This window comes from Pseudomonas sp. Pmew2, from assembly GCF_058129885.1.
In genome coordinates, this window is the sequence record NZ_JBYJZP010000002.1 from 95883 (window position 1) to 118367 (window position 22485).

Genomic DNA, 22485 nt, shown 5'->3' on the forward strand with positions numbered 1-22485 from the left:
TAACTGCGAGCGAGCTTGCATTCAGCCGCATCGACTTGCATTCCATCGTTTCCGGCTCACATTAGCTGCAACTGAACCAGCACCGGTTAGCACGTCCAACAAACGAGGGTTTTTTGGACAAAAACCGCGCTCTAGGCGCAGGCATGGTAGGGCTGGGGTGACCGAGTCCAGTAAATCTGTACATATTTCAACGTCCAGAAAATGTGTATTACCACGAATTTCTGCACTCACATTCAGTTGCAAAAAGCGTGAGCCGGGCAACCTGCAATTTGAGCTGGTCGCAAATATCGTGAGCTGGGATGCAGTTAATCTGAGCCAGCTGCACCGGATACACGCAAATAATCTGAGCCCAAAAAGGCGCTGATTGCGAGCACGCGTGTTTTCAAACGCGAGCCGCTACAAATAGGGTTGATTTTCATTTTTAATATAGTACTTTCACAAAATCTAGAGCCTAAAGAGACAAAAGCGCTATTGGGGTGGAGGACTGAATCTTGTTGAATACAGGTGTAAGCGACTCTTGCTTGCCAGCAGCAACGTCGAAAGATTTATTCCGGCGATGCGTTTGCATTGAATCGCGTTGGCGCCCTCTGCTGTGACAGCGCCACTTGCGGTGTGCTGCTCACGCCTGCACGGAATTTTGCGGCGTCTTTGCGATTGTTTGGTTGGGATTTGAAAGCCGGAACCGTGATTGCCAAGGCCGGAACGTTCTCTTCCTCCCAATCGTCGATCTCGTTGCACTCTGGCGGCGAAGGCACAAGTCTGAAGGCGTCTTGCGCGGGCGCCTGCACTTCTCGCTGGTCAGTCAGTGGGGCGCCCTGAAGCTGCAGCGCATGGCTGTGCTTGTAAAGATCATGGAATTGCTCCTTGAGCCTGAAGGTGTCGGGCGTGTGGAACTGGATCTCCCAGAGCGCACCTTCGGGACTGCGCATCGTGACATTGACCGCTTTGAAGGCTGGCCGGTGCTTGGCAAACAGGTTGTTCAGCTTGACGCGCACATGGCCCTGATCGTCCAGCGAGGCCAGCACACCGCGCAAGCCAGCGGTGAAGTGCTGCGGATCCAGTACCACGCTGTAGCGCAGCGCGTCGTTCACGCCGGCCACGGCATCTTCCAGGGTCTTGTTTTTCAAAGCCATCTGCTGCATTAGCTTTTCTTTCAACGAGCCGACCGACTTCAGTTGATGGTCCATGCCCGCCAGTTGCCCAGCATGGGACTCGGCGACGCGCCTCAGCATGTGAGTGACCCTGGGTTCCATCTCGCGAGCACGCGTCAGTAAGTTCTGCGCCTCAAGCGCAATGTCCTCTGGCTGCACAGCGCGCAGGCGCTCGGTGGGCGGTGGCGGTGGGTCGATCAGGCCTGCTTGCCGCAGCGAGTGTAGCGCGTCTTGCATGACGCCCGCAGCCATCGTCGGCATGTTCTGCAGGTCCACCTGGGTCTGCTCGGCGTCGAAGCGACCATCATGCATGGCCCGAGCAGTCACCTTGCCATACGGTACGCTGCGAACCCGATCAGCGAACCCTCGCTCGGATCGTTCGCACGACTCCACGATCTTGGCGAACAGCGCCGTGCCGGTGTCAGACTTCAGCGCATCGGTGCCCACCTTGATCGCGATGGTGAAGAGGTTGCGCATGCTCAGTTCCGGCTCGCCGGGGATGAGTCCCGGTTGCCCGGCCGGGAACTGCGCGTGCGAGAGCCTGCACACCGGGTAGTTGTCGATGATGGCGTGAATCCGTGCCTCAGTATCAGGCGCAGCAAGGTACGCCTGGGCGAGGCGTGGGAAGGCCTCGCCCAGCGCATCCGGCACTTCGGCACGCGATGATGCCCCCGGCTCCAGTCGAAGCAGTTGTGCATGCAGGAGCTCGGCGGCTTCACGTGCCTCGGGCAGGTGGGCGCGCCCGATGGCGTTGTATGCCTGGTTGCGCAGTTCCGTCAACACCTGAGGATCTCTGGCTTTGCCGTCGAGTGCTACACGTAGACCGTTACGCAGGTCGCGCTCAATGCCGTCATAAGTGCCGAACATCATATTGCGCGCCATTGCCTCACGCAGGTGGTCAGGCTGCGCCATGAAGCGCGCTGCCAAGGTGCTGGCCGCCCCCATGATCTGGCCTCCACGTTGCAGAGACATGATCTCGGACAGCCGCCCCGCCTGGTAATGGCCGTTGTCAGGATCAATGGCCGGCGTGGCCGTTTTCGGCGGCTTGAAGGAACGTGGCTGGCCGCGGCGTACCTCGCGATCAGCCATCTCGCGCGAAATCAGCGCGGCCAGCTTGGGGTAGCCCGCGTACACGAACGCGTCGTCGCCGTCGGTGTCCATGTTGCGCTTGCGCAGTTCCGGGATAGGCAGTGCGCCCATGCGTCCGGGCTCCACGATGTCCTTGAGCCGCAGGCTGCCGGTGCTGAGCATGTCCTGCGGCACGGCACTGCGGTCGCGACCGGTCGTCCAGCGCGATAAGGTCTTGAGGTCCTCCTTCGAGCAGGCCAGATCCATGTCCGCAAAATTGGCTGGCCAGTTCTTTGATGGCACCACGATGAGCATGCCCTTGCTGTGCAGCATCTCGGCATCGCTGCCCGATCTGTCGTCGAAGCCTGTGTAGCTGTACTGGATACCAAAGGACTGCGAGAGGAATTCGGCGGTGGCGTCGCTCTGCGCCACTGTCGCGACGCGTTCTTCCGGCACGGGCAGCAGGTTCTCCTTGTCGTAGGGCGGCTTGCCGATCAGCAAGGCGCCGCCTGCGGCGTCGAAGGCCTGGCTGCGCTCGCTCGGTAGGTGCACCTTGTCGTCGGCAGCAGGCACCGCCCTGACTCTTTGGCCCTGGTAGCCGCCGCTGGTGGCCAGTTCGTACAACGTGAGTTGACTCAACTCCGACGGCAGCGCCTGCAACCGGCTCTGCATCGCCTCGCGCGCCTCCTGCAGTGCCGCCTCGTCACGTGGGAAGTGCTGCAGCGCCTGCGGTGCCAGCCGCGTGGGTCCCTTATCCTTGGCAATCAGGTCACGCTGCTTCTGGCTGGCCTCACCGGCCTGCACTGCTTGCCAGGCAGAGAAGTACTCACGGAAGGCCGGTATGCGTAGTGCCACCTCCAGCTTCAGGAAGCCGCAACCATCGTTGGGGCACAGCGCCAATGCATGCCCGTCCGGTGCTGTTGGCTTGAACGGGTGCGCAGGGCCGCTGACGTCTTCAAAAAATCCCAGACGCAGTGTGCCCTCAATGACGTGATCGGTCGGCACCATCTCTAGTAGCGAGCGCTGCATCCGCGACCAGTCTTCGCGCTGCGGGGCAAGCTTGGCGATGAGCTGCATCAGGCTACTGCCCGGCGCGGTGTCTGTATAGCGCATTGCCGGCAGCAGCGACGGTGCTCCGGATGTGCCGGACAGCAACTGGGCGGGGCGACTCGTGTTGCCTCGCGTGGCGCGGCTGCCGCCGAACATGTCAAAGCGCCAGGGTTCGTCCTGGTAGGTGAGCGTACGCGCGAGCATGAACGTCGAAATCGCCCCAGGCAGTTGGACCTCCACCAGCGGCAAGCCCGTCAGCCGTGTAAACAGCGAGTACGGCTTGTTCGTTTCGGTCGCATTGGTCGACACTTCCTTGCCACGCAGATCGACCACGATGTGGGTCGTGCTGCCGTTGCCGGGTGCCGGCGTGACGGGTTCGCCGGGTTCCGACCGCATGCTCAGGCGCCCGGTGTCAAGGTCGAACTGGCTCGGTGGATGGGCCTGCGTAATCTTCTTCGCTTCCTTCGCGAGGCGCAGGTCCAAGGCGTCAAATACGATGTCACCGGCCTCGATCTGCGCGATCAAGTTCCAGCTCATCTCGCCGAGGTCCTCCTCGATGGCCTCGCGTGTCCGCTCCAGCGTCCTGTCAACCCATTTCCCCAACTCTTCGCGACGTTGGCGAATTTCCTGGCGCGAGCCTTCGATGTGGCGCGGCTTGCATTGCCGGCTCACCATGCTGTAAGCCTTGAGCACCTGGAAGAAGGTCAGCGCCGGGCATCGAGTGGCGTACTGTTCGAGGTCGGTCGAAGACGGCGGGACACCGCCGGTAAGGTACAAGTCGATCTTGCGCTCGATGATGGGCTGCAACGTATTGAACACGCGCAATGCGTGCCCCCGATGGCGAGAGGTCAACTCTGGGCTGCGGATCAACGGCAAAAATCCCATGCACAGGCTGCCGAGACCCTCAAGGTTGGTTTCCCGTAATCCGTCGTCCTGCGCGAGCACCGCAACCCGCTCCAGGGCCGACCGCGCCAGCGGACGCATCTGGCGATGGAGTTGCGCCGATGAAAGGGCCTTGAAGAGCATACCAATGTCTTGCGCGGAGGCAGACTCAAAACGCTCACGGTGCAGCTCCAGGTGCCCGGCCATTGCCAGCAGTTTGGCGCGTCCCAAAATCTGGAACTGTTCCTCATCCAGGTGCAGCAGACGGGACATCGCGTTGGCCACCATGGCGAGCTCACCCATCTCGAACTGCTGCCACGGCAACTCTGCCGAGCCGGCGCGTTCGGCGAGCAGCAACACTGCCGGATGACACGCCGGCCTTCCGAGGCATTTGCTCAGTGCATTGAGCAACACAGCCACGTGGTGCCCATCCATGGCTTGTCGCAGATCGTTGTCCTCCGCCAGCCTGCCTGCCAAGACATCGGTGGCCTTCTCGCAGTTCGCACGTTCGGGCCATTTGCTCAAGGCGTTGAGTGCTTGAGTCACGCCGATAGGACTGAGGGCGTTGCGTAACTCGCGATCATTGGCCAGTCGCGAGGCCAAGGCGTCAGCGGAGGCCTGGCTAACGTCCACGTCGGGCCATTTGCACAGGGCGTTGAGCGCGTTAGCCAGTTCTTGCGGGTTGAGGGCGTTGCGCAAGTTGCGATCATTAGCCAGTCGCGAGGCCAGCGCCTTGACGGCGGCAGTGCAGTCCGCCGTGTTGGGCCATTTGCTCAGGGCGTTGAGCGCGTTGGCCAGTTCTTGCGGGGTGAGGGCGTTGCGTAACTCGCGATTGTTGGCCAGTCGCGAGGCCAGTGCGCTGGCGGCGTCCGCGCAGTCCGGCGTGTCAGGCCATTTGCTCAAGGCGTTCAACACGTGGGCTACGTCTTGCGGGTTGAGGGCGTTGCGTAAATCGCGATCATTGGCCAGCCGCGAGGCCAGTGCGTTGACGGCGGCAGTGCAATTCGGCGTGCCAGGCCATTTGCCCAGGGCGTTCAACACGTGGGCCACGTCTTGCGGTTTGAGGGCGTTACGCAAGTTGCGATCATTAGCCAGTTGCGAGGCCAGCGCCTTGACGGCGGCAGTGCAGTCCGGCGTGTCGGGCCATTTGCTCAGGGCGTTGAGGGCGTTGCCCAGTTCTTGCGGTTTGAGGGCATTACGCAAGCTGCGATCATTGGCCAGTTGCGAGGCCAGCGCCTTGACGGCGGCAGTGCAGTCCGGCGTGTCGGGCCATTTGCTCAGGGCGTTGAGGGCGTTGCCCAGTTCTTGCGGTTTGAGGGCATTACGCAAGCTGCGATCATTGGCCAGTTGCGAGGCCAGCGCCTTGACGGCGGCAGTGCAGTCCGGCGTGTCGGGCCATTTGCTCAGGGCGTTGAGGGCGTTGCCCAGTTCTTGCGGTTTGAGGGCATTACGCAAGCTGCGATCATTGGCCAGTTGCGAGGCCAGCGCCTTGACGGCGGCAGTGCAGTCCGGCGTGTCGGGCCATTTGCTCAGGGCGTTGAGCGTGTTGGCCATGTGTTGCGGGGTGAGGGCGTTGCGTAACTCGCGATTGTTGGCCAGTTGCGAGGCCAGTACCTTGACGGCCGCCGCGCAGTCCGGCGTGTCGGGCCATTTGCTCAGGGCGTTGAGCGCGTTCGCGACGCTCTGCCCATCCATCGCATGACGCAAGCGGCTTTTGCTTGCGAGCATATCAGCAAGCAAGTACGCCATGGATTGGCAGTCCGGATTGTCGGGCCACTTGCTGAAGGCATTAAGTGCCAGGCCGATGTTCTGCGCGTCCAGCGACGACCGGGCAGGATGGTTACGTTGCAGGTGACGTGCCAGACGAGCCACCGCGCGTTCACACCTGCCGCTGTTGAAGTTCTTGGCGAAGGCGTTCAGGAGTAGGACTGAGTGGCGGCCATCCAGTCCCGATAAATCATCTGCCTGATTGAGCTGTCCGGCGATCCACGCGATTGCATCCATGCACGCTTGCTGGTTTGGGTGCTTGCTCAGCTTGTTGCCCACATGGGCCAGCTGCGTCAGAGATGCACCGTCAAACCACTTGGTCTTGCAGAGATACTGCGCCGCAACCTCCGTGCAACGATCGAGCTCGCTATGCGTTACGCCTGCCCCTGTGGCCCGCCTTGCATTGGCAATCATCAGAAGGTATTTGTCGAGCCACTGCGCATTGGTTTGCGCGTTGACGTTCTCATCCAGGAAAGGCAGCGCCAGCCCGCAACTGATGTGACGCGCCAGCGCGTTTTTCTTTGCCACCGACACGCACAAGCGAGCGTTGTGGTTCTGAGGTACTCGGCTGGGGGCACTCAGCCATTTCCGATACTGCTCTCGCTGTTCCTGCAGCTGCTCTTTTGCAGCTGGATCGAGCTGATGTTCGGCCTGGTGAAGATCCGCCGCCGTCCACTCCAAGTCATGCATTGGCCGCTTTGGCTGCCGATACGGCTCTCGCTCTTCCCGAGGTCGTTTTCCTGCCGCCCGGTCGAACGTGTGTTCGGCCAAGCGCGCCTCCCAGCCATGCGTTGTTCTTTGTGGCCTACGATGCGATGACGATGCACTGACGTCAGCGGGCGCTCTGTCATGGGGCCGCTCGGACTTGGTACGATGTCGGTCGGTGATATCGTTGCGCAAGTGCGCGTGAATGGCAGGCTGTTGCCGAGCGTCCCTGTCCCGTGCGCGGCCACCGGCTCCAGGTTCATCCTGCTCCACCCGTCGCCGTTTGGCCGGCTGCCGCTCATTGCAACTGGTGCCGGTACTGGCTTCCGGCTGATCCCCGGTCCGCTTGAGCTGGTCCTCTTCACTGAAAGACCGGTTTGTGCTCAATGCGTTTAGATTGACGTTGGGGATTTTCATGCCTGCAATTAGTCCATCCGAACGTAGTCGTTGTCACGGTTGAGTTGCACTGGGCCGTGGTTCTTGGCGGTCAAGGCGTTGTTTACTGACGCAATACGACCTTTAGCTCTTGCACCTGATCTTCGTACCGACGCTGATATTTGAGCGAGGATCCGCTCCTCCAACATGGCCACCTCAGTGGCGCGTCCAGCCAAGGTGCCGTTTGGCCGCTTCACGCCTCGCGTTCGAACTGCAGTGATGTCTCTGCGCGGCTGTGTAATGAGCGAGCCAGCCTCTTGCCGGGCCTGCTGAGCGGTTGGCTATTTTTGCAGCGTTGCCTTAAAGAAAGAGGGTTTTGACCGCTGACGCTGAAGTTATGTAGCCACCGAATTTTCATTAAAAGTGTCGCGTTGTGTGGCCTTTTGGACGGATTCGGTTCCTTGCGAACGTGGGCCAACGCCAAAGCTTTTAAACGTCGGTGGGTGGCATATCAGGGAGCAACGAAACATCAAACGCGCGACGCCCGGGAGACCGTGCGTGAAAACGAGGGTTCTTGCTACATTCGGACCTTAACTTTAGCCTGGTTCTGTGCCCAGACACGCTTTACCTGGCTGACACTGACCCCGGCCAGCCTTGCAGTTTCCGCAATGCTACACCCACCGCTTTTAAGAGCGATGACCCGTTCATGCATTTTGGTATCCGGTTTACGCCCAGCGTATCGACCGGCGCCCTTGGCCAAGTCGATGCCTTGGCGCTGTCGCTCTCGCCGGTCCTCGAAGTCGTCACGCGCTATTTGCAAGGCCACACGCAACAGCATGTCTTGTACGCCTTGCAACACCACCTTGGGGTTGTAAGCCGGAATCCCAGAAATTTCCGTCATGGGCGAGAAGCCAGTACTGGTGCGGATTGACGCCAAACAGTTATTTTCCGGCTGCGACGTCGCCAAGCCGAAAACTGTTTGATTGAGCGGCCAAAACATGTACGGAAAACCGTGTCGGATAGCAAAAGCAGCCGTAAACCGCTCTGGTGACGTTTTCCGACGGAATTTTCCGGGGTTCCGGCTTACACCCCCTGTCAGGGCTTCACGTACCTCATCTGCGCGATCGCCTGAGCGTTGAGGACCAGTCCCTGCACCGTCAGCCCGCTGATCGCTGCCGTGTATACCATCCGCGCGCCACACAGCACGCAGCGGAACGGATCGACGTTTAGAAAGGCTTTGGCCATCGGCGCAAAATACAGCTTTGGTACCGGTCCTGGCGTCGCCATCTTCAGTGCTTCATACACCTTCGGCAGGTATTTCCCACACACCCGATTGGCCAGAAAACCAAAATACCGGATCATCCGGAAATGCTTTTCCGGGATGTGCTGGACCACCCGGCGCAGCATGTCGGCCTGGCTCAGCGTTTCCTGCTGATAGGTCTGCGTGCGGTGATCCAGGTAGGTAAAGCTCAACGTGGCCCCGCAGGTGTAATGCGCCAGACGACTGCCCGAGATCGGCGGTTTTTTCAGGTAGCGGCCCAGGTAATTGACGGTCTTTCGGCCGTTTTCCGTCTTCTTCGACAAGTGGATGTGCCAGTGCTGGCCACCAGCGGTCAGTATCAAACGGCGCCAGTCGCTTTCACAGTGGATGTGGGCCAGCTGCGGCGGCATCGTCAGTTGCGAAAGCGGCTGTCCCAGCAGGTAATCGCGCACCAGCCACATCCAGCGCCGCCGCAGGGCCTCTTTGTGGAACGACAGATTTTTCCAGACGCCCTGCTCATCCAGGCCGCCCGCGGTCACCGACAGGTGGACGTGGGGATGCCAGTTGAGCCGCCGGCCATAGGTGTGCAGCGCACCGAAAATCCCGACGCGCAAACCGCGCCGCTTGGCGGTGTAGATCAGGTTATCGGCCGCCAGACGAAACAGCGCATCGAGCAGCCAGCGGTTGTAGAAGAACAGGGACCACAGCGTGTCGGGCAGCGTGAACACCAGATGCTGCCAGGGGCAGTCGGGCAGACGGTTGTTTTGCACGGCGATCCACTGGTCGGTGGCCTTTTTGCCGCAGGAAGGACAGGCCCGGCAATGGCAGGTGTTGCACAGGTATTTGACGTGTGGGCAATGCTCATTGCCACAGGTGTAGTGTTTGACGCCCAGTATCGAGGTGCCGCAGGCGAGCATTTTGCTGATCGACTCCACTTCGATTTGGCGCAGACCGCCGGCTTCCAGCAAATCTGCCCAGCAGCCGTTGGCCGTGAAGAGGTTTTTGAGCGGTCGAGGTTTGTAAGCAGGCGGTGCAGAGGCCACGTCAGCAGGATGGCTCCTCATCGTGGTGAATGACGGCGGTGATGGCGAATCCGCCTGGCCCTTCTCTCATCGAAACGCTTACGCAAGAAGCGTCGGGAAACCTGTCGTTCAGATACGCTGTCTGGCAGCAACTACAAAGATCGACATCACCCAAAGGATCGACATCGAAGGAAAAGTCGGTATCGGGAACGAAGGTGGTATGCCCGGCGCGTTGGAGACGGGTCTGCTTTGCCTTGGCTTTTGCCCGGCTTGCCCGTTTACGTTTTTTTGTCTCTGACGCCATGTGTAAGCCTGTGCTGAGGAGGGATCGACTCAATTTTGGCTATGATAACCGATTTCAAAATCCCACAATTTGCAGCCGCAGGCTGCCCAGTTCATGCATAGGAATTTCAAAATGCCTATGCATGAACCTGACGCTGTGAAGGAGGCGTCATGCCTTCATAGCGATGCGTAGGAAGACGCTGATGCGTTACTTATGCAGTGAAAATCCCTATAAATCCGCATTAACACAGTTTATTTTACCGCTGAGCCTAGGTGCGGACGCACCTTCCCCCTGTCAGGGCTTCACGTACCTCATCTGCGCGATTGCCTGAGCGTTGAGGACCAGTCCCTGCACCGTCAGCCCGCTGATTGCCGCCGTGTAGACCATCCGCGCGCCACACAGCACGCAGCGGAACGGATCGACGTTTAGAAAGGCTTTGGCCATCTGCACAAAATACAGCTTCGGTGTCGGTCCTGGCGTCGCCATCTTCAATGCTTCATAGACCTTCGGCAGGTATTTCCCACACACCCGATTGGCCAGAAAACCAAAATACCGGATCATCCGGAAATGCTTTTCCGGGATGTGCTGCACCACCCGGCGCAGCATGTCGGCCTGGCTCAGCGTTTCCTGCTGATAGGTCTGCGTGCGGTGATCCAGGTAGGTAAAGCTCAACGTGGCCCCGCAGGTGTAATGGGCCAATCGGCTGCCCGAGATGGGCGGTTTTTTCAGGTAGCGGCCCAGGTAATTGACGGTCTTTCGGCCGTTTTTCGTCTTCTTCGACAAGTGGATGTGCCAGTGCTGGCCACCAGCGGTCAGTATCAGACGGCGCCAGTCGCTTTCACAGTGGATGTGGGCCAGCTGCGGCGGCATCGTCAATTGCGAAAGCGGCTGTCCCAGCAGGTAATCGCGCACCAGCCACATCCAGCGCCGCCGCAGGGCCTCTTTGTGGAACGACAGATTTTTCCAGACGCCCTGCTCATCCAGGCCGCCCGCGGTCACCGACAGGTGGACGTGGGGATGCCAGTTGAGCCGCCGGCCATAGGTGTGCAGCGCACCGAAAATCCCGACGCGCAAACCGCGCCGCTTGGCGGTGTAGATCAGGTTATCGGCCGCCAGACGAAACAGCGCATCGAGCAGCCAGCGGTTGTAGAAGAACAGGGACCACAGCGTGTCGGGCAGCGTGAACACCAGATGCTGCCAGGGGCAGTCGGGCAGACGGTTGTTTTGCACGGCGATCCACTGGTCGGTGGCCTTTTTGCCGCAGGAAGGACAGGCCCGGCAATGGCAGGTGTTGCACAGGTATTTGACGTGTGGGCAATGCTCATTGCCACAGGTGTAGTGTTTGACGCCCAGTATCGAGGTGCCGCAGGCGAGCATTTTGCTGATCGACTCCACTTCGATTTGGCGCAGACCGCCGGCTTCCAGCAAATCTGCCCAGCAGCCGTTGGCCGTGAAGAGGTTTTTGAGCGGTCGAGGTTTGTAAGCAGGCGGTGCAGAGGCCACGTCAGCAGGATGGCTCCTCATCGTGGTGAATGACGGCGGTGATGGCGAATCCGCCTGGCCCTTCTCTCATCGAAACGCTTACGCAAGAAGCGTCGGGAAACCTGTCGTTCAGATACGCTGTCTGGCAGCAACTACAAAGATCGACATCACCCAAAGGATCGACATCGAAGAAAAATTCGGTATCGGGAACGAAGGTGGTATGCCCGGCGCGTTGGAGACGGGTCTGCTTTGCCTTGGCTTTTGCCCGGCTTGCCCGTTTACGTTTTTTTGTCTCTGACGCCATGTGTAAGCCTGTGCTGAGGAGGGATCGACTCGATTTCGGCTATGATAACCGATTTCAAAATCCCACAATTTGCAGCCGCAGGCTGCCCAGTTCCCCCGCTGGCGAGCGGCTCGGGGCACTGGATGCGCCAGGCTGTAGAAAATCACAATCTGATGCATGTGTATCTTTAGTGCGAAAGTGCAGCGCCCGTTTTGATTTGCGCGCCATGTATATACCGACGGGGGTGAGTAGTGCGCGGCAGCGCTGATCCTCGCAGAGAAAGGTCAACTCTTGTGCATAGTGCTCGCCGTCTTCGTTGGTATAAAGATCGCGTGCTTGGTAGGGCGACAACAATTTTTTGAGTTCTTCGCAGTGGGCGCGGCCAAACTTCATCGCCATGGTGCGGGTCTCCATTCGCCATAGGCGGTAAAAATACATTCTCAGAGCCTGTTCAGTAGGGCTTGAGCAGCTTCTTGATCGAGGGGGCTTTCATGATTCTGGCAGTCTGTTAACCGTAGGAATATTTTATCACGTCTTAGTTAGGGGTCGGTTCCGGCTGGGGGGCGAGATAACACCCTAAGCGTTTTCGCCGTTGGGCCGGAGATATTCGCCAGTCAGCAATATGGGATACGTGAATGCGGTTTTCAGCCTTATGGGCAAGCGAATCGAGCAGCTTGCAGGGTGATAATCAGGTCGTCCTACGGAAATTTAGGCGGTTTGTGATTAAAACCCCATATAGGCCCATTGGGCCTATATGCACCTATTTTTTACCATCCCGCTTCTTAAGGATCTTTTTTATCTGCCAATTAATCCAGGCAGTGCGACTTAGCCCGTCGTCAGCGGCGGCGGCATCGATCTCATCCAACATCGCTTCCGGCAAGGTGTGACTGACCTGTACGCGCTTGCCACGGCGCAGTCGTTTGGGACGCCCTTCTAGGTCAGGCGCGCCTTGGATGTAGAGGTCAGCAGCTACGGAGTCAGTTTTCGAGGCTGGCTTATGAATAGCGTTATCAACCGCTTTAGGGGGGCGTGCAAGTGCCATTACGCTGCATACTCATTCGGTTTTGATCCGCAATGCATATGTATTAGATATTTAATTAAAGCATCGATTTCGGCGATTGCTTTACCATCTTTGGGGCTGTACTCCCATACCCCCATGCCTTGGCCTGTGGCATTGCTAACAGCCTTACGTGTACGGAGCGGGGTATCCACGTAAGTAAGTTGTGGGTACTCCGAAACCCATTTAGCCGCTTCAATATTGTCGAGTGCCAGAACGCCAGGGTCTGCCTGGCAGAGGACCGCATAGGCGGGGAAGTCGTCGCGAGTGCTACGCGCGTCTTCCAGCAGAGGCAACATCTCGTCAAAGGCCCACATGTCAAACGAGCGAGGACGGAACGGTATGATCACTGCATCGCATAAAACCAATGCCGCACGCATAGCAGAAGAATCGAAGCCACCCACGTCGATCACGATATCGTCATAGTCGCCCTTGCGCAGCATCAGCTGGCTGCGCAGCGTTGGACCATCAATATAAGCGTCGCATGCCAAGGCAGGCTCGATCCCTTTGGTATACCGGTGTGTGATGGCTTTCTGCGCAGTCTTCTGACGGTCGCCATCAATTACCCACACCTTGCGCCCTTTGAGCGTCAAACCGATTCCCAAGCTGACTGCAGTAGTGGTCTTACCTACGCCACCTTTCGTATTTGCCACAGCATAAATTGTCATGTCCACCTGCCTTGATGTTTATATAATATGCTTTTGATATGTATTTTATTGCTCATGACTAGCGGTAAAAAGCGTATTCATGAGCTCAATACATAGTATATGCATATGCATTACAGCGTAAACCCTAATATAGCTCTGGTCATAGATCGTGGTCTGGATTACCCAGTTGCCGCAGCTCACCTCGGGAGATCTCATCCGGTATGGTGAAGGAGTACCTCGGTTGTAGGGGATTTAGGAGCAACGGAACCAAAAATCAACGTAAGGTGTGATTAGCGTTCGCTGATTCCATGAACATTGGCGGTTACCATCTTGTTCCAGGCTGTCGGGTTATCATCCCCACCCGGACGAAGCAGACTTTGCTTCCGATGAGGAAAACAGAGCTGTGGCAGCAAGCATGATAGAAAGGGACAGACAGACGTTGAGCCATGTGCTTAAGGCCCTGGAAATTCTCGCTCTGGGCGACTACGGTTTTTGTCAGGATACTGGCGAGGCCATAGGCGTAAAACGCCTGCTACTGGTCCCCGAGTCGTTGTACTCGGTCGAATCGATGCGGGCGCTGGAAACGAAAGGGATGCACCAACGTCAAGTGACCTAGCAAAGCCGCCGCAGCGAAGCGATCTAGGAGAATTGCGATGACTGCAAAAAATGTCGAGCGCGATGTGGCTATCTCAGAGCTTGCCAACCATTTGGAGCGTGATCTAATGCCTTGTCCAGCAGGGCGTACCGCACTGCTGACGTGGATAGAAAAAAAGCTGGCTCACGTAGCGCTCAATCCTGTACCCACAGCCGCTGATGCTACGTGGTTGATCGAAAGCGCTTATATCCAATGGGCCGCTGCACAGCCAAAGGGCTAAGGAACATTCTATGAACGCGATTGCTACCCCTGTCATGGGGTTCATAACGTGTACTGAGCCGCTTCAGGCCAAAGGCAATGGGTATGACTATCCCATTCTGGTTCGGATCGAATTCGAGCGACAGTCAGATGATTCAGTCCAATTGATTTCTCGGGGAGGGCACACAGGAACACTGATCACAAATGCTAGAAGGGTGAATATCTCAAGCCACGACTGGGACAACCGCCCGTATGACCCGCTTGATAGCCTCGTCCTGAACCGGTGGGCTTTTTCAAAAGCGGGCTGGGTGCTTCGTGACTATGAGTAGGTGTAACGACCTGCAATCGAAATGGCCTCGACCTGCAATCATCGAGTTTTTCGACCGGGATTGATTGCGGCTATTCGAGCCAGCAAACCGGGATTATTTGCGAATGAACCTGCAGTCATCTGGTTAGACCTGCAATCGACCGTCATGAACCGAAATTATTTGCGAGTGACCACTCGCCGTTTCTGTCTCATTTAAGTACACCCTTGCGGGACGCGTGTCTGAGGCGTTTTTAATGTCTCAATAGGGTTGATTTTCATTTTTGATATAGCACGGTCACAAAATCTAGAGCCTAAAGAGATAAAAACGCTATTGGGGTAGAGGGCTGAATCTTGTGACCGCCACTATGGTGCTGTGGAACACAGGGTTTGGGAGTAACGAAACAGAATGTGCACTTAGCCCAGTGCCTGAAGACCACTGTTTGATGGACGCTAAATCATCGGTTTCTCAGTCGCATTTAATCCTGGTCGGTTGCGCTCGATTGCAGGTCGAAGTGGCTGGATGCAGGTTCGTTTGCAGTCAATGCTGGTTCGCGGTGCCGGATAGACGCAATCAATCCCGGTCGAAAAACGCGATGACTGCAGGTCGAGGCCATTTCGATTGCAGGTCGTTACAAGTAGGTCAGTGCCCTTAACCGACTAACGTTGCGCCAGCTCGTCGCGGACCTTCATGACGGTCGTAGTTGAACACGCAGCGTGCCTCGCTACGGCGCGGATCCCGAGACCTGCAGCCAGCAGCTCTCGCACTCGGTTACGCAGTTCTGCGTCTACGGGTCTGCCTTTGTAGACGCCTGAAGCTTTTGCCTTCTCAATCCCTTGTGCCTGGCGCAGTCTTCTTTGTTGATAGTCCTTCCTGGCGATCGCGGCCATCATATCGATCATCATGTAGTTGATGGCCGCCAGCATGCGGTCGGTGAACTCGTCCCCCGACTGGGCCGTCATGCCTTGATGACTGGTAGGCAGATCCACAGAGACGATCCGTATGCCTCGGTTATCGATTGCTGTTTTGAGGGATCGCCAAGCCTGGTCATCCATCCGCGACAGCCGATCGATGCTTTCCACCAGCAGCACGTCACCTCGGCGAGCATCTTTGAGTAGTCGAATTAATTCCGGGCGGTCGGCATGGCTGAACCGCCCCGGGTTTCTCGGAGACTCCAACCTTTGAGAGGATGGAGCGATGAAAAAACTACCGAAGTATTCCCCAGAGGTCCGTGAGCGGGCCATCAGGATGGTTTTCGAACACCTTCCTGAGTACGAGTCGCAGTGGGCCACCATCAGTGCCATTGCCCCCAAGATCGGCTGCACGCCCGAGACATTACGGCTGTGGGTTCGCCAATCTGAGCGCAACAGCGGCCAGCGTGATGGGCTGAGCACAGTCGAACGTGAGCGAGTCAAGCTCTTGGAGCGTGAGAACCGTCAGTTGCGTCAAGCTAACGAGATCTTGCGTAAGGCCTCAGCCTATTTTGCCCAGGCGGAGCTCGACCGCCCATTCAAACGATGAAGACGTTTATTGATGAAAACCGCCAGTCTTACGGGGTCGAGCCGATTTGCAAGGTGTTGCCAATCGCCCCGTCGACGTACTACCGGTACGCTGCTCAGCAGGCTGACCCCAGCCAGCAGTCAGCGCGTGCGCAGCGTGACCAGGAACTGGGTGAGCACATCCAGCGAGTCTGGGATGAGCACTTCCAGGTATATGGCGTGCGCAAGGTCTGGCGACAATTGCTGCGTGACGGACTGCAAGTCGCCCGCTGTACGGTGCAACGTCTGATGGGAGAGCTGGGCCTGCAAGGCGTGGTACGCGGCAAGCCCGTCAAGACGACGGTCAGCGACCAAGCCAGGCCGTGCCCGCAGGATCATGTCAACCGTCAGTTTGTGGCTGAGTGCCCGAACGCCCTATGGGTATCGGACTTTACCTACGTCAGTACCTGGCAGGGTTTTGTTTACGTGGCCTTCATCATTGATGTCTTTGCCCGATTCATCGTCGGTTGGAAGGTGTCCAGTTCAGCGCGTACCGATTTTGTACTCGATGCACTGGAGCAAGCCCTTTACGCCCGTCGCCCAGTCAAGCAGGGTGGACTCATTCACCACAGTGACCGTGGCGTGCAGTACGTGTCCATTCGCTATACCGAGCGTCTTGTCGAAGCCGGTATTGAGCCATCGGTCGGGAGTGTCGGTGACTCTTACGACAATGCTTTGGCTGAGACCATCAATGGTCTTTACAAGGCTGAAGTGATTCATCGACGCTCTTGGCCCACACGGGGGGCGGTGGAGCTGGAAACCCTGAAATGGGTGGACTGGTTCAATCACCGCCGCCTGCTGGAGCCAATCGGTCATATTCCACCGGTCGAAGCAGAAGCAATCTATTATCAGCAACTCACCGAGTCTGCCCAGGTGGCATGACTCAAACAAAAGGGTCTCCGAGAAACCCGGGGCGGTTCAAAACACTGACAGCGGCCATGCTGGACAGGCTGTTACATCATGCCCATATCGTGCAGATGACAGGTGAAAGCTATCGACTCAAGGACAAGCGCAAAGCAGGAACCAAATCTTCTCGGGCCGAACCGGCTCGAAAATATGAACCCGAGGGGGGTCAAAACTAAGTTGGCGATTTAGCACGGAAGGGGGTCACTTTTTAGTTGGCGTTGACACTTACCCGACATTCGATAAGGCGAAACGAGTTTAGGAGCCATCAACTTGACCGTATGGCCGTGCTCGGCGAACACCCTCGCCCAATGATGAGCGCCTGAGCAAGCCTCCATACCAATCAAGCACGGGGGCAACTGGGCGATCAATGGCACCAGTTGATCCCGCGCAACCTTGGGCTTCACCAAGGTGGCTTTACCAGCCTCATCGACGCCGTGAACGGCGAATACGGCCTTGGCTAGATCGATTCCCACGGTAATAATTGGCATGGACTTCCCCTCCTGTGGTTTTGATGCAGGTTTGACACTTCATCATGGCACTTCGATGCCGATTCGCGACTTTCGCCGCGCCCTCTGGACGGGGAAGTCCCTTTCATTCGCTAGGGTCTGTTCCCGTTTCGACGTAACCCATTGATCTCTATGAGAACAGGCCCGTATTGTTGGAGTTCTCACACAACACCAATACGAGCCTGCAATGCCCCGATTAATGCTCAGTGATGAGCACTGGCCGAAGCTTCGAGAAATTTTGCTGCACGAATCGATCTACAACAAGCGAGATTTGCGCACCACGGTTGAAGGCATGCTGTACCGCATGCGTGTGGGTTGCCCTTGGCGAGACCTGCCGAAAGCGTTTGGAAACTGGAGCAAGGTCTACAAGCGGTTCAATGCCTGGTCTGCTTCAGGCAAGTGGGTCAAGGTGCTTGAGGTGCTGATGACCGATCCTGACATGGAGTGGGTTTTCATTGATGGCAGTTATGTAAAGGCTCATCAGCACAGTGCAGGTGCTGCCAGCACGCAGGACCAGGCCATCGGAAAAAGCCGAGCCGGTAACACCAGCAAGATTCACCTGGCTGTAGACGCTTGTGGGCTGCCCATTGCATTTGACGTGACCGGAGGCCAGACCAATGATTGTTCGCAGGCGGCCTCGTTGATTGCCAAGATGCCCAATGCAGAAGTGATCATTGCGGACAAGGGCTACGACACTGAAGCGATACGCGCTCAGGTCGAGCAGCAAGGCAGCAAAGTGGTGATTCCACGAAAGCGCAATTCTCTGAAAGGGAACGCAGATCTGGACAAAGGGTTATATCGCAATCGACATCTCGTAGAAAACGCCTTTGCCCGGTTGAAGCATTTCCGGGCGGCGGCTTCTCGGTTCGACAAACTCAAGAGAAACTATGAAAGCGTCATAGCAATGGCCTGCGCTTTTCTGTGGCTGCCAATGTGAAACGGGAACAGACCCTAGCGTGAATTCCGTCAGGTTGAGGTCATAGAAGTTGGCGGCGATCCGTCAGGAAATACAGAAAACCGTCCTAGGGTCTGTTCCCGTTTCGACGTAACCCATTGATCTCTATGAGAACAGGCCCGTATTGTTGGAGTTCTCACACAACACCAATACGAGCCTGCAATGCCCCGATTAATGCTCAGTGATGAGCACTGGCCGAAGCTTCGAGAAATTTTGCTGCACGAATCGATCTACAACAAGCGAGATTTGCGCACCACGGTTGAAGGCATGCTGTACCGCATGCGTGTGGGTTGCCCTTGGCGAGACCTGCCGAAAGCGTTTGGAAACTGGAGCAAGGTCTACAAGCGGTTCAATGCCTGGTCTGCTTCAGGCAAGTGGGTCAAGGTGCTTGAGGTGCTGATGACCGATCCTGACATGGAGTGGGTTTTCATTGATGGCAGTTATGTAAAGGCTCATCAGCACAGTGCAGGTGCTGCCAGCACGCAGGACCAGGCCATCGGAAAAAGCCGAGCCGGTAACACCAGCAAGATTCACCTGGCTGTAGACGCTTGTGGGCTGCCCATTGCATTTGACGTGACCGGAGGCCAGACCAATGATTGTTCGCAGGCGGCCTCGTTGATTGCCAAGATGCCCAATGCAGAAGTGATCATTGCGGACAAGGGCTACGACACTGAAGCGATACGCGCTCAGGTCGAGCAGCAAGGCAGCAAAGTGGTGATTCCACGAAAGCGCAATTCTCTGAAAGGGAACGCAGATCTGGACAAAGGGTTATATCGCAATCGACATCTCGTAGAAAACGCCTTTGCCCGGTTGAAGCATTTCCGGGCGGCGGCTTCTCGGTTCGACAAACTCAAGAGAAACTATGAAAGCGTCATAGCAATGGCCTGCGCTTTTCTGTGGCTGCCAATGTGAAACGGGAACAGACCCTAGTCTGACAGGGGGCTGGTGGGCAGCCTGACGCCGGGTTGAGGTGTACTCGAATGAGACAGAAACGGCGTGCGCTCACTCGCAGCCAATTCCGGTTCATGACGGTCGATTGCAGGTCGAATCAGATGAATGCAGGTTAATTCGCAAATAATCTCGGTCTGCTGGCTCGGATAGACGCAATTAAACCCGGTCGAAAAATGCGATGATTGCAGGTCGAGGCCATTTCGGTTGCAGGCCGCTACACATAGGCATTTTGAAATTCCTATGCATAAGGTCTGTCGCTGTCGTCGAGACCGCCGCCTGGATGTACTCGTCGTTGGACTTGGCACTGGGTGACGGAAATTTCTGGGATTCCGGCTTACAACCCCAAGCTGGGATGCAGTTAATCTGAGCCAACTGCACCGGATACACGCATATAATCTGAGCCGAAAAAGGCGCTGATTGCGAGCAGGCGTGTTTTCAAACGCGAGCCGCTACAGATACCGGTGTTGGCGCTCGCAAAGGCCGCGTGAGATTATAGGATGGAGTCGTCGTCAGAACAGGCACTATCTGTATCAAAGGAATAATCTTCCACCATCTCTCGATCCGAAGCCTGTAATTTTTCAGGCTTTTCATAAAAACGATCTCTGATAGCAATACCTTTGGCAAGCGCTTTTCCTTGATCAGCATCGAGACCTTCGATGGCAATATGTTGCACCTCATCCCAAAAAGCCATCCCGATACGCTGAGTTGATCTATGCAGTATAAACTTTCCGCTATTAGGATCAAATAACCCATCCGGCCCCTTAGCCTCGTTCTCAACTTCAGAGCATGCTGCGCAGGGCACATACTTTCCAGCAATAGGAACAACTATATGTTTTCCCTCTTGCAGTCCAAGCCTTGTTATTAGCTCTTGATACTGGAATTCCTTATCACCTGCCAAAGCCCTCTGAATGTTCTGCTCTGCATGCATGGTTTGATTGATCCCATCAGGTAATATGCCATCAAGATTTGTATCTCTGAATGGAGGATGAATAATCAAGTTTTCGAATGACGGATTCGGCTGTGAGGCAGCCTGAATCACCTTATGCAAAATATGCAGCGCAGCAATAGCTTGCTCAGAAAGCTCCTGACGTGAGAGGTTATTCTCGACTGGGCAATCCAAACCTCTGCCTATCTCCGAAACAGTATTCTGTATCAATATCTCAAACCTATCTTGGTTGAGGAAATCCTCTTTGAGTTTTACGACATGGCGCCTATTTCTGCTTTCCTCAACCAGCGCTTTAGATCTTCTATTCCCTGGGTAGGGGATTGAACGTTCTGTATTTCTCGTTAAAGCAAAATGCAATGATTCCTGAATGTGCTCACTGTGAAAATTTGAAGAGATATGAAGCTTTCCATTAATAATAGATGCTTGAACTTCGATAGGTCTCAACGACTTAAAACCTATCATGCCCCAGTTTACCGAAGTTGCTATGTGTCGCAATGACTGGCAAATACGATCAAAGCCTTGATACAGTTTTGGTGAGGGTGGAGGAATTTTTGTTCGCGGTATAGCTTCGACCATTGTCTGAGTTGCATAAAAAGCTGGCCTTGAACCAACAGAAGAGCAGTTACTATCGAATGTACCTCCTGATTTTTCTGACGATGGCGGCCCAATTACGAGCCGAGAAGTACCGAGAGCGTTATTTTGAACCTGCTCTTCATTCCCCGTCTTAGTAGCATAATTATAACTACTGCAAGTATTTACCCTAAACATTTTAATTTCCTAAGTCGGCTGGCCACCTACAATACTGGCGTTGGAGCTCGCAGGAGTACGGCCTCCAACGCTGAAACTGCACTGACGTTACTATTTTGCGCACGCTGTAGGTAAGGCCCTCAGAAGTCGTCGTCAGAATCTGACTGCACTTCCCGCAGTAATCGTCCCGCTTGCTCGAGAGAGACATTATAGCCTGCTTCACCCATTTCCTTTTTAAAAATTTTGGCATCATTTTTGGGTGCGCTATGTTTTGATCCAATTACAAACTTTGACGGAATGGATGAGGTTGTCCTACAATTATACTGATAAATTTCTCCGTCAGGGCCTTTGCTGTCAGGATCCAGCTCAATTCGAAAGTTGTTTTTTATCCCTATAGTTCTAACGAGAACGGGGTTATCTGGATCTGTCCGACGAGCATATTTTTTTGCAGATACCGGATAACTAGTAAAATAATTATGCTTTTCCGTATTTTTCACGACATCCGGGTTTAATTCGTAGCCGGCTCGGATAGAAGCGTCTACAGCACCTGAACGCCTCCGCTGAAACCCATAATCTCTGAGTTCTTGCAAATAGCTCCCCGAAGTTCCGTGCCAGAGCCTACTATCGTGATATACGTCCGCTGCAGCACGCGTAAGAAAATCTTCTCGTGCCTCTTCGGAAAGATGAGATGCTGAGGCTAGGTCTTGGCCACCTGCACTGTATGCTGGTGTTGATGAACCAGAAACATTTCGAGGGCTAACTGGCGGACTATACACATGATGGGAGCCAGAAGTACCACAAATATTACCCACAAAGACACCTCTCACTTGAAATTGAATGACTTTTTAATTTCGACTGCTGCGCCTAGCAAATTCTCAAAAATTTTTCGCATTTCGACACTGTCTACTTCCACCAAAGGAACACGCGCATGTAGCTCTCCGACGTCTCCGCGACTCAAACCTAGTGTAAGGAATGGTTTTTTAAAACTGAAACTGTTGAAGTGTAGCATTCGTACCATTGTATCGACATTAGTCTCGACAGACTGACCTATTTCGGCAACAAAATAAACCCATCGAAACTCATCTTGGTATATCTTGATTGAAACGCCGACCACAAACGAAAAGCAGTAAATTTCGTGCTCATGTTTTTTTTCAGGAAAACTGGGCATACCATATTCACTTGCAAGCCCATCGATTAGGCGGTCAAAGGAACTTTTCATGAAATACCTCTACCTTTAAGTCAGGTGAGTGACCATAACTACATATTTGGTTCCATCGAAATTTTTTGGGGGCCGGGGAGCGATGGAGCAGGGAAGTCAGTTACTCCACCAACGATGTGCGGCTGATGACTCAGTACGCGACCGAGGCGGTTTCGCGGATATTTTGTCCAGGCTTCAGGTAGGGGCGAACAGAGAAAACGGGGTCCGGGGAGCAATGGAACCGTAAACGCACTTAAGACGCGGCTAGAGTTCGCTGAACGAGTTTATCGTACCGATTTTCGGGGTGTTATTGCCTTCCTTGGTGCTCGCAGCAGTGGTTTCACAAAACGGCGGTTTTATCGTACCGGCTAAGCTGCACGCGGGTTTACAGACAGGTACTGGGCTTAAGTGCACTTTCTGCTCCGTTGCTCCCCAAACCCCGTTTTCGGAAAACCTACCGCTGTCGTCGATACGCGCCACGGTCAAATCCGTAGGCCGCTGGACGTGGGATCGCTACAGCGGTGATCGCCGTTGCCACCGAGGGGCC

At 55.8% G+C, this 22485-nt stretch carries 16 protein-coding genes, 6 pseudogenes and 1 other annotated feature; of the genes and pseudogenes, 8 read left to right on the forward strand and 14 right to left on the reverse strand.

Translation table 11 applies throughout. The annotated features are described in order from the left end of the window. Positions 1 to 545: 545 nt before the first annotated feature. From xopAD to AC4ANK_RS29140, 9 genes and pseudogenes are all read right to left on the reverse strand, one after another. Positions 546 to 7040: a XopAD/skwp family type III secretion system effector gene (xopAD, locus tag AC4ANK_RS29100; protein ID WP_460385256.1), complete on the reverse strand. Its 6495-nt coding sequence runs from the start codon at positions 7038 to 7040 to the stop codon at positions 546 to 548. Positions 7041 to 7575: 535 nt separating this feature from the next. Continuing rightward, a pseudogene (locus tag AC4ANK_RS29105) lies at positions 7576 to 7866 on the reverse strand (helix-turn-helix domain-containing protein); the annotation flags it as partial. A gap of 227 nt (positions 7867 to 8093) precedes the next feature. Then, on the reverse strand, positions 8094 to 9323 hold the full coding sequence (locus AC4ANK_RS29110) for an IS91 family transposase (RefSeq protein WP_460382827.1): 1230 nt from the start codon (positions 9321 to 9323) through the stop codon (positions 8094 to 8096). Beyond that, a complete protein-coding gene (locus AC4ANK_RS29115; RefSeq protein ID WP_460384945.1) occupies positions 9304 to 9585 on the reverse strand; it encodes a hypothetical protein in 282 nt (93 codons plus the stop codon). Before AC4ANK_RS29115 ends, AC4ANK_RS29110 begins: the two co-directional genes overlap by 20 nt. Before the next feature lie 273 nt (positions 9586 to 9858). Then, positions 9859 to 11088 (reverse strand): IS91 family transposase, encoded by a 1230-nt coding sequence (locus AC4ANK_RS29120; protein WP_460385061.1) that lies wholly within the window; start codon positions 11086 to 11088, stop codon positions 9859 to 9861. Beyond that, positions 11069 to 11350: a hypothetical protein gene (locus AC4ANK_RS29125; RefSeq protein ID WP_015062535.1), complete on the reverse strand. Its 282-nt coding sequence runs from the start codon at positions 11348 to 11350 to the stop codon at positions 11069 to 11071. The genes AC4ANK_RS29120 and AC4ANK_RS29125 overlap by 20 nt, the downstream gene beginning before the upstream one ends. Before the next feature lie 54 nt (positions 11351 to 11404). Next, on the reverse strand, positions 11405 to 11728 hold the full coding sequence (locus AC4ANK_RS29130; RefSeq protein WP_460385257.1) for a hypothetical protein: 324 nt from the start codon (positions 11726 to 11728) through the stop codon (positions 11405 to 11407). A 361-nt stretch (positions 11729 to 12089) separates the two neighbouring features. Continuing rightward, complete coding sequence (locus AC4ANK_RS29135; protein WP_004666803.1) at positions 12090 to 12371, reverse strand: hypothetical protein; 282 nt, start codon at positions 12369 to 12371, stop codon at positions 12090 to 12092. Then, a complete protein-coding gene (locus AC4ANK_RS29140; RefSeq protein WP_057415112.1) occupies positions 12371 to 13054 on the reverse strand; it encodes an AAA family ATPase in 684 nt (227 codons plus the stop codon). The genes AC4ANK_RS29135 and AC4ANK_RS29140 overlap by 1 nt, the downstream gene beginning before the upstream one ends. A gap of 334 nt (positions 13055 to 13388) precedes the next feature. On the opposite strand from AC4ANK_RS29140, the pseudogene AC4ANK_RS29145 reads away from it, so the two are divergent. The 3 genes and pseudogenes from AC4ANK_RS29145 to AC4ANK_RS29155 all read left to right on the forward strand — a co-directional run. Further along, positions 13389 to 13649 (forward strand): annotated as a pseudogene (locus AC4ANK_RS29145) (TraR/DksA family transcriptional regulator); the annotation flags it as partial. Positions 13650 to 13686: 37 nt separating this feature from the next. Then, entirely contained in the window at positions 13687 to 13908 is a 222-nt protein-coding gene (locus AC4ANK_RS29150) for a hypothetical protein (protein ID WP_005620871.1), read from the forward strand. A 10-nt stretch (positions 13909 to 13918) separates the two neighbouring features. Continuing rightward, positions 13919 to 14215: a hypothetical protein gene (locus AC4ANK_RS29155; RefSeq protein ID WP_031599208.1), complete on the forward strand. Its 297-nt coding sequence runs from the start codon at positions 13919 to 13921 to the stop codon at positions 14213 to 14215. A gap of 635 nt (positions 14216 to 14850) precedes the next feature. Here the strand turns inward: AC4ANK_RS29155 and AC4ANK_RS29160 are convergent. Continuing rightward, positions 14851 to 15339, reverse strand: a pseudogene (locus tag AC4ANK_RS29160) (recombinase family protein); the annotation flags it as partial. A 49-nt stretch (positions 15340 to 15388) separates the two neighbouring features. On the opposite strand from AC4ANK_RS29160, the gene AC4ANK_RS29165 reads away from it, so the two are divergent. Both AC4ANK_RS29165 and AC4ANK_RS29170 read left to right on the forward strand, forming a co-directional pair. Continuing rightward, positions 15389 to 16611, forward strand: a protein-coding gene (locus AC4ANK_RS29165) for an IS3-like element IS51 family transposase (protein WP_095178853.1) whose coding sequence is annotated in 2 segments (ribosomal slippage) — positions 15389 to 15674 and positions 15674 to 16611 — 1224 coding nt in all. Because the reading frame shifts where the segments join, the coding sequence is not laid out codon by codon here. Beyond that, positions 15667 to 15783 (forward strand) — a sequence feature (AL1L pseudoknot). (Overlaps the previous gene by 117 nt.) Positions 16612 to 16649: 38 nt before the next feature. Further along, positions 16650 to 16811, forward strand: a pseudogene (locus AC4ANK_RS29170) (ATP-binding protein); the annotation flags it as partial. Positions 16812 to 16859: 48 nt separating this feature from the next. Here AC4ANK_RS29170 and AC4ANK_RS29175 read toward each other — a convergent pair. Next, a pseudogene (locus tag AC4ANK_RS29175) lies at positions 16860 to 17123 on the reverse strand (IS110 family transposase); the annotation flags it as partial. Positions 17124 to 17328: 205 nt separating this feature from the next. On the opposite strand from AC4ANK_RS29175, the gene AC4ANK_RS29180 reads away from it, so the two are divergent. Beyond that, on the forward strand, positions 17329 to 18078 hold the full coding sequence (locus tag AC4ANK_RS29180; RefSeq protein ID WP_460382697.1) for an IS5 family transposase: 750 nt from the start codon (positions 17329 to 17331) through the stop codon (positions 18076 to 18078). A 180-nt stretch (positions 18079 to 18258) separates the two neighbouring features. Continuing rightward, positions 18259 to 19008: an IS5 family transposase gene (locus AC4ANK_RS29185; RefSeq protein ID WP_460382697.1), complete on the forward strand. Its 750-nt coding sequence runs from the start codon at positions 18259 to 18261 to the stop codon at positions 19006 to 19008. 529 nt (positions 19009 to 19537) lie between these two features. On the opposite strand, the gene AC4ANK_RS29190 is transcribed toward AC4ANK_RS29185, so the two are convergent. The 3 genes from AC4ANK_RS29190 to AC4ANK_RS29200 form a co-directional block, all read right to left on the reverse strand. After that, positions 19538 to 20455, reverse strand: a complete 918-nt coding sequence (locus AC4ANK_RS29190) for a hypothetical protein (protein ID WP_460385272.1) — start codon at positions 20453 to 20455, stop codon at positions 19538 to 19540. Positions 20456 to 20880: 425 nt separating this feature from the next. Continuing rightward, positions 20881 to 21237, reverse strand: coding sequence for a type III effector protein AvrRpm1 (locus AC4ANK_RS29195; protein WP_197709752.1), 357 nt, complete (start codon positions 21235 to 21237; stop codon positions 20881 to 20883). Between the two features lie 326 nt (positions 21238 to 21563). After that, a complete protein-coding gene (locus AC4ANK_RS29200; protein WP_031597912.1) occupies positions 21564 to 21959 on the reverse strand; it encodes a CesT family type III secretion system chaperone in 396 nt (131 codons plus the stop codon). 421 nt (positions 21960 to 22380) lie between these two features. Between AC4ANK_RS29200 and AC4ANK_RS29205 the strand changes: the two are divergent. After that, positions 22381 to 22485, forward strand: a pseudogene (locus AC4ANK_RS29205) (primase C-terminal domain-containing protein); the annotation flags it as partial.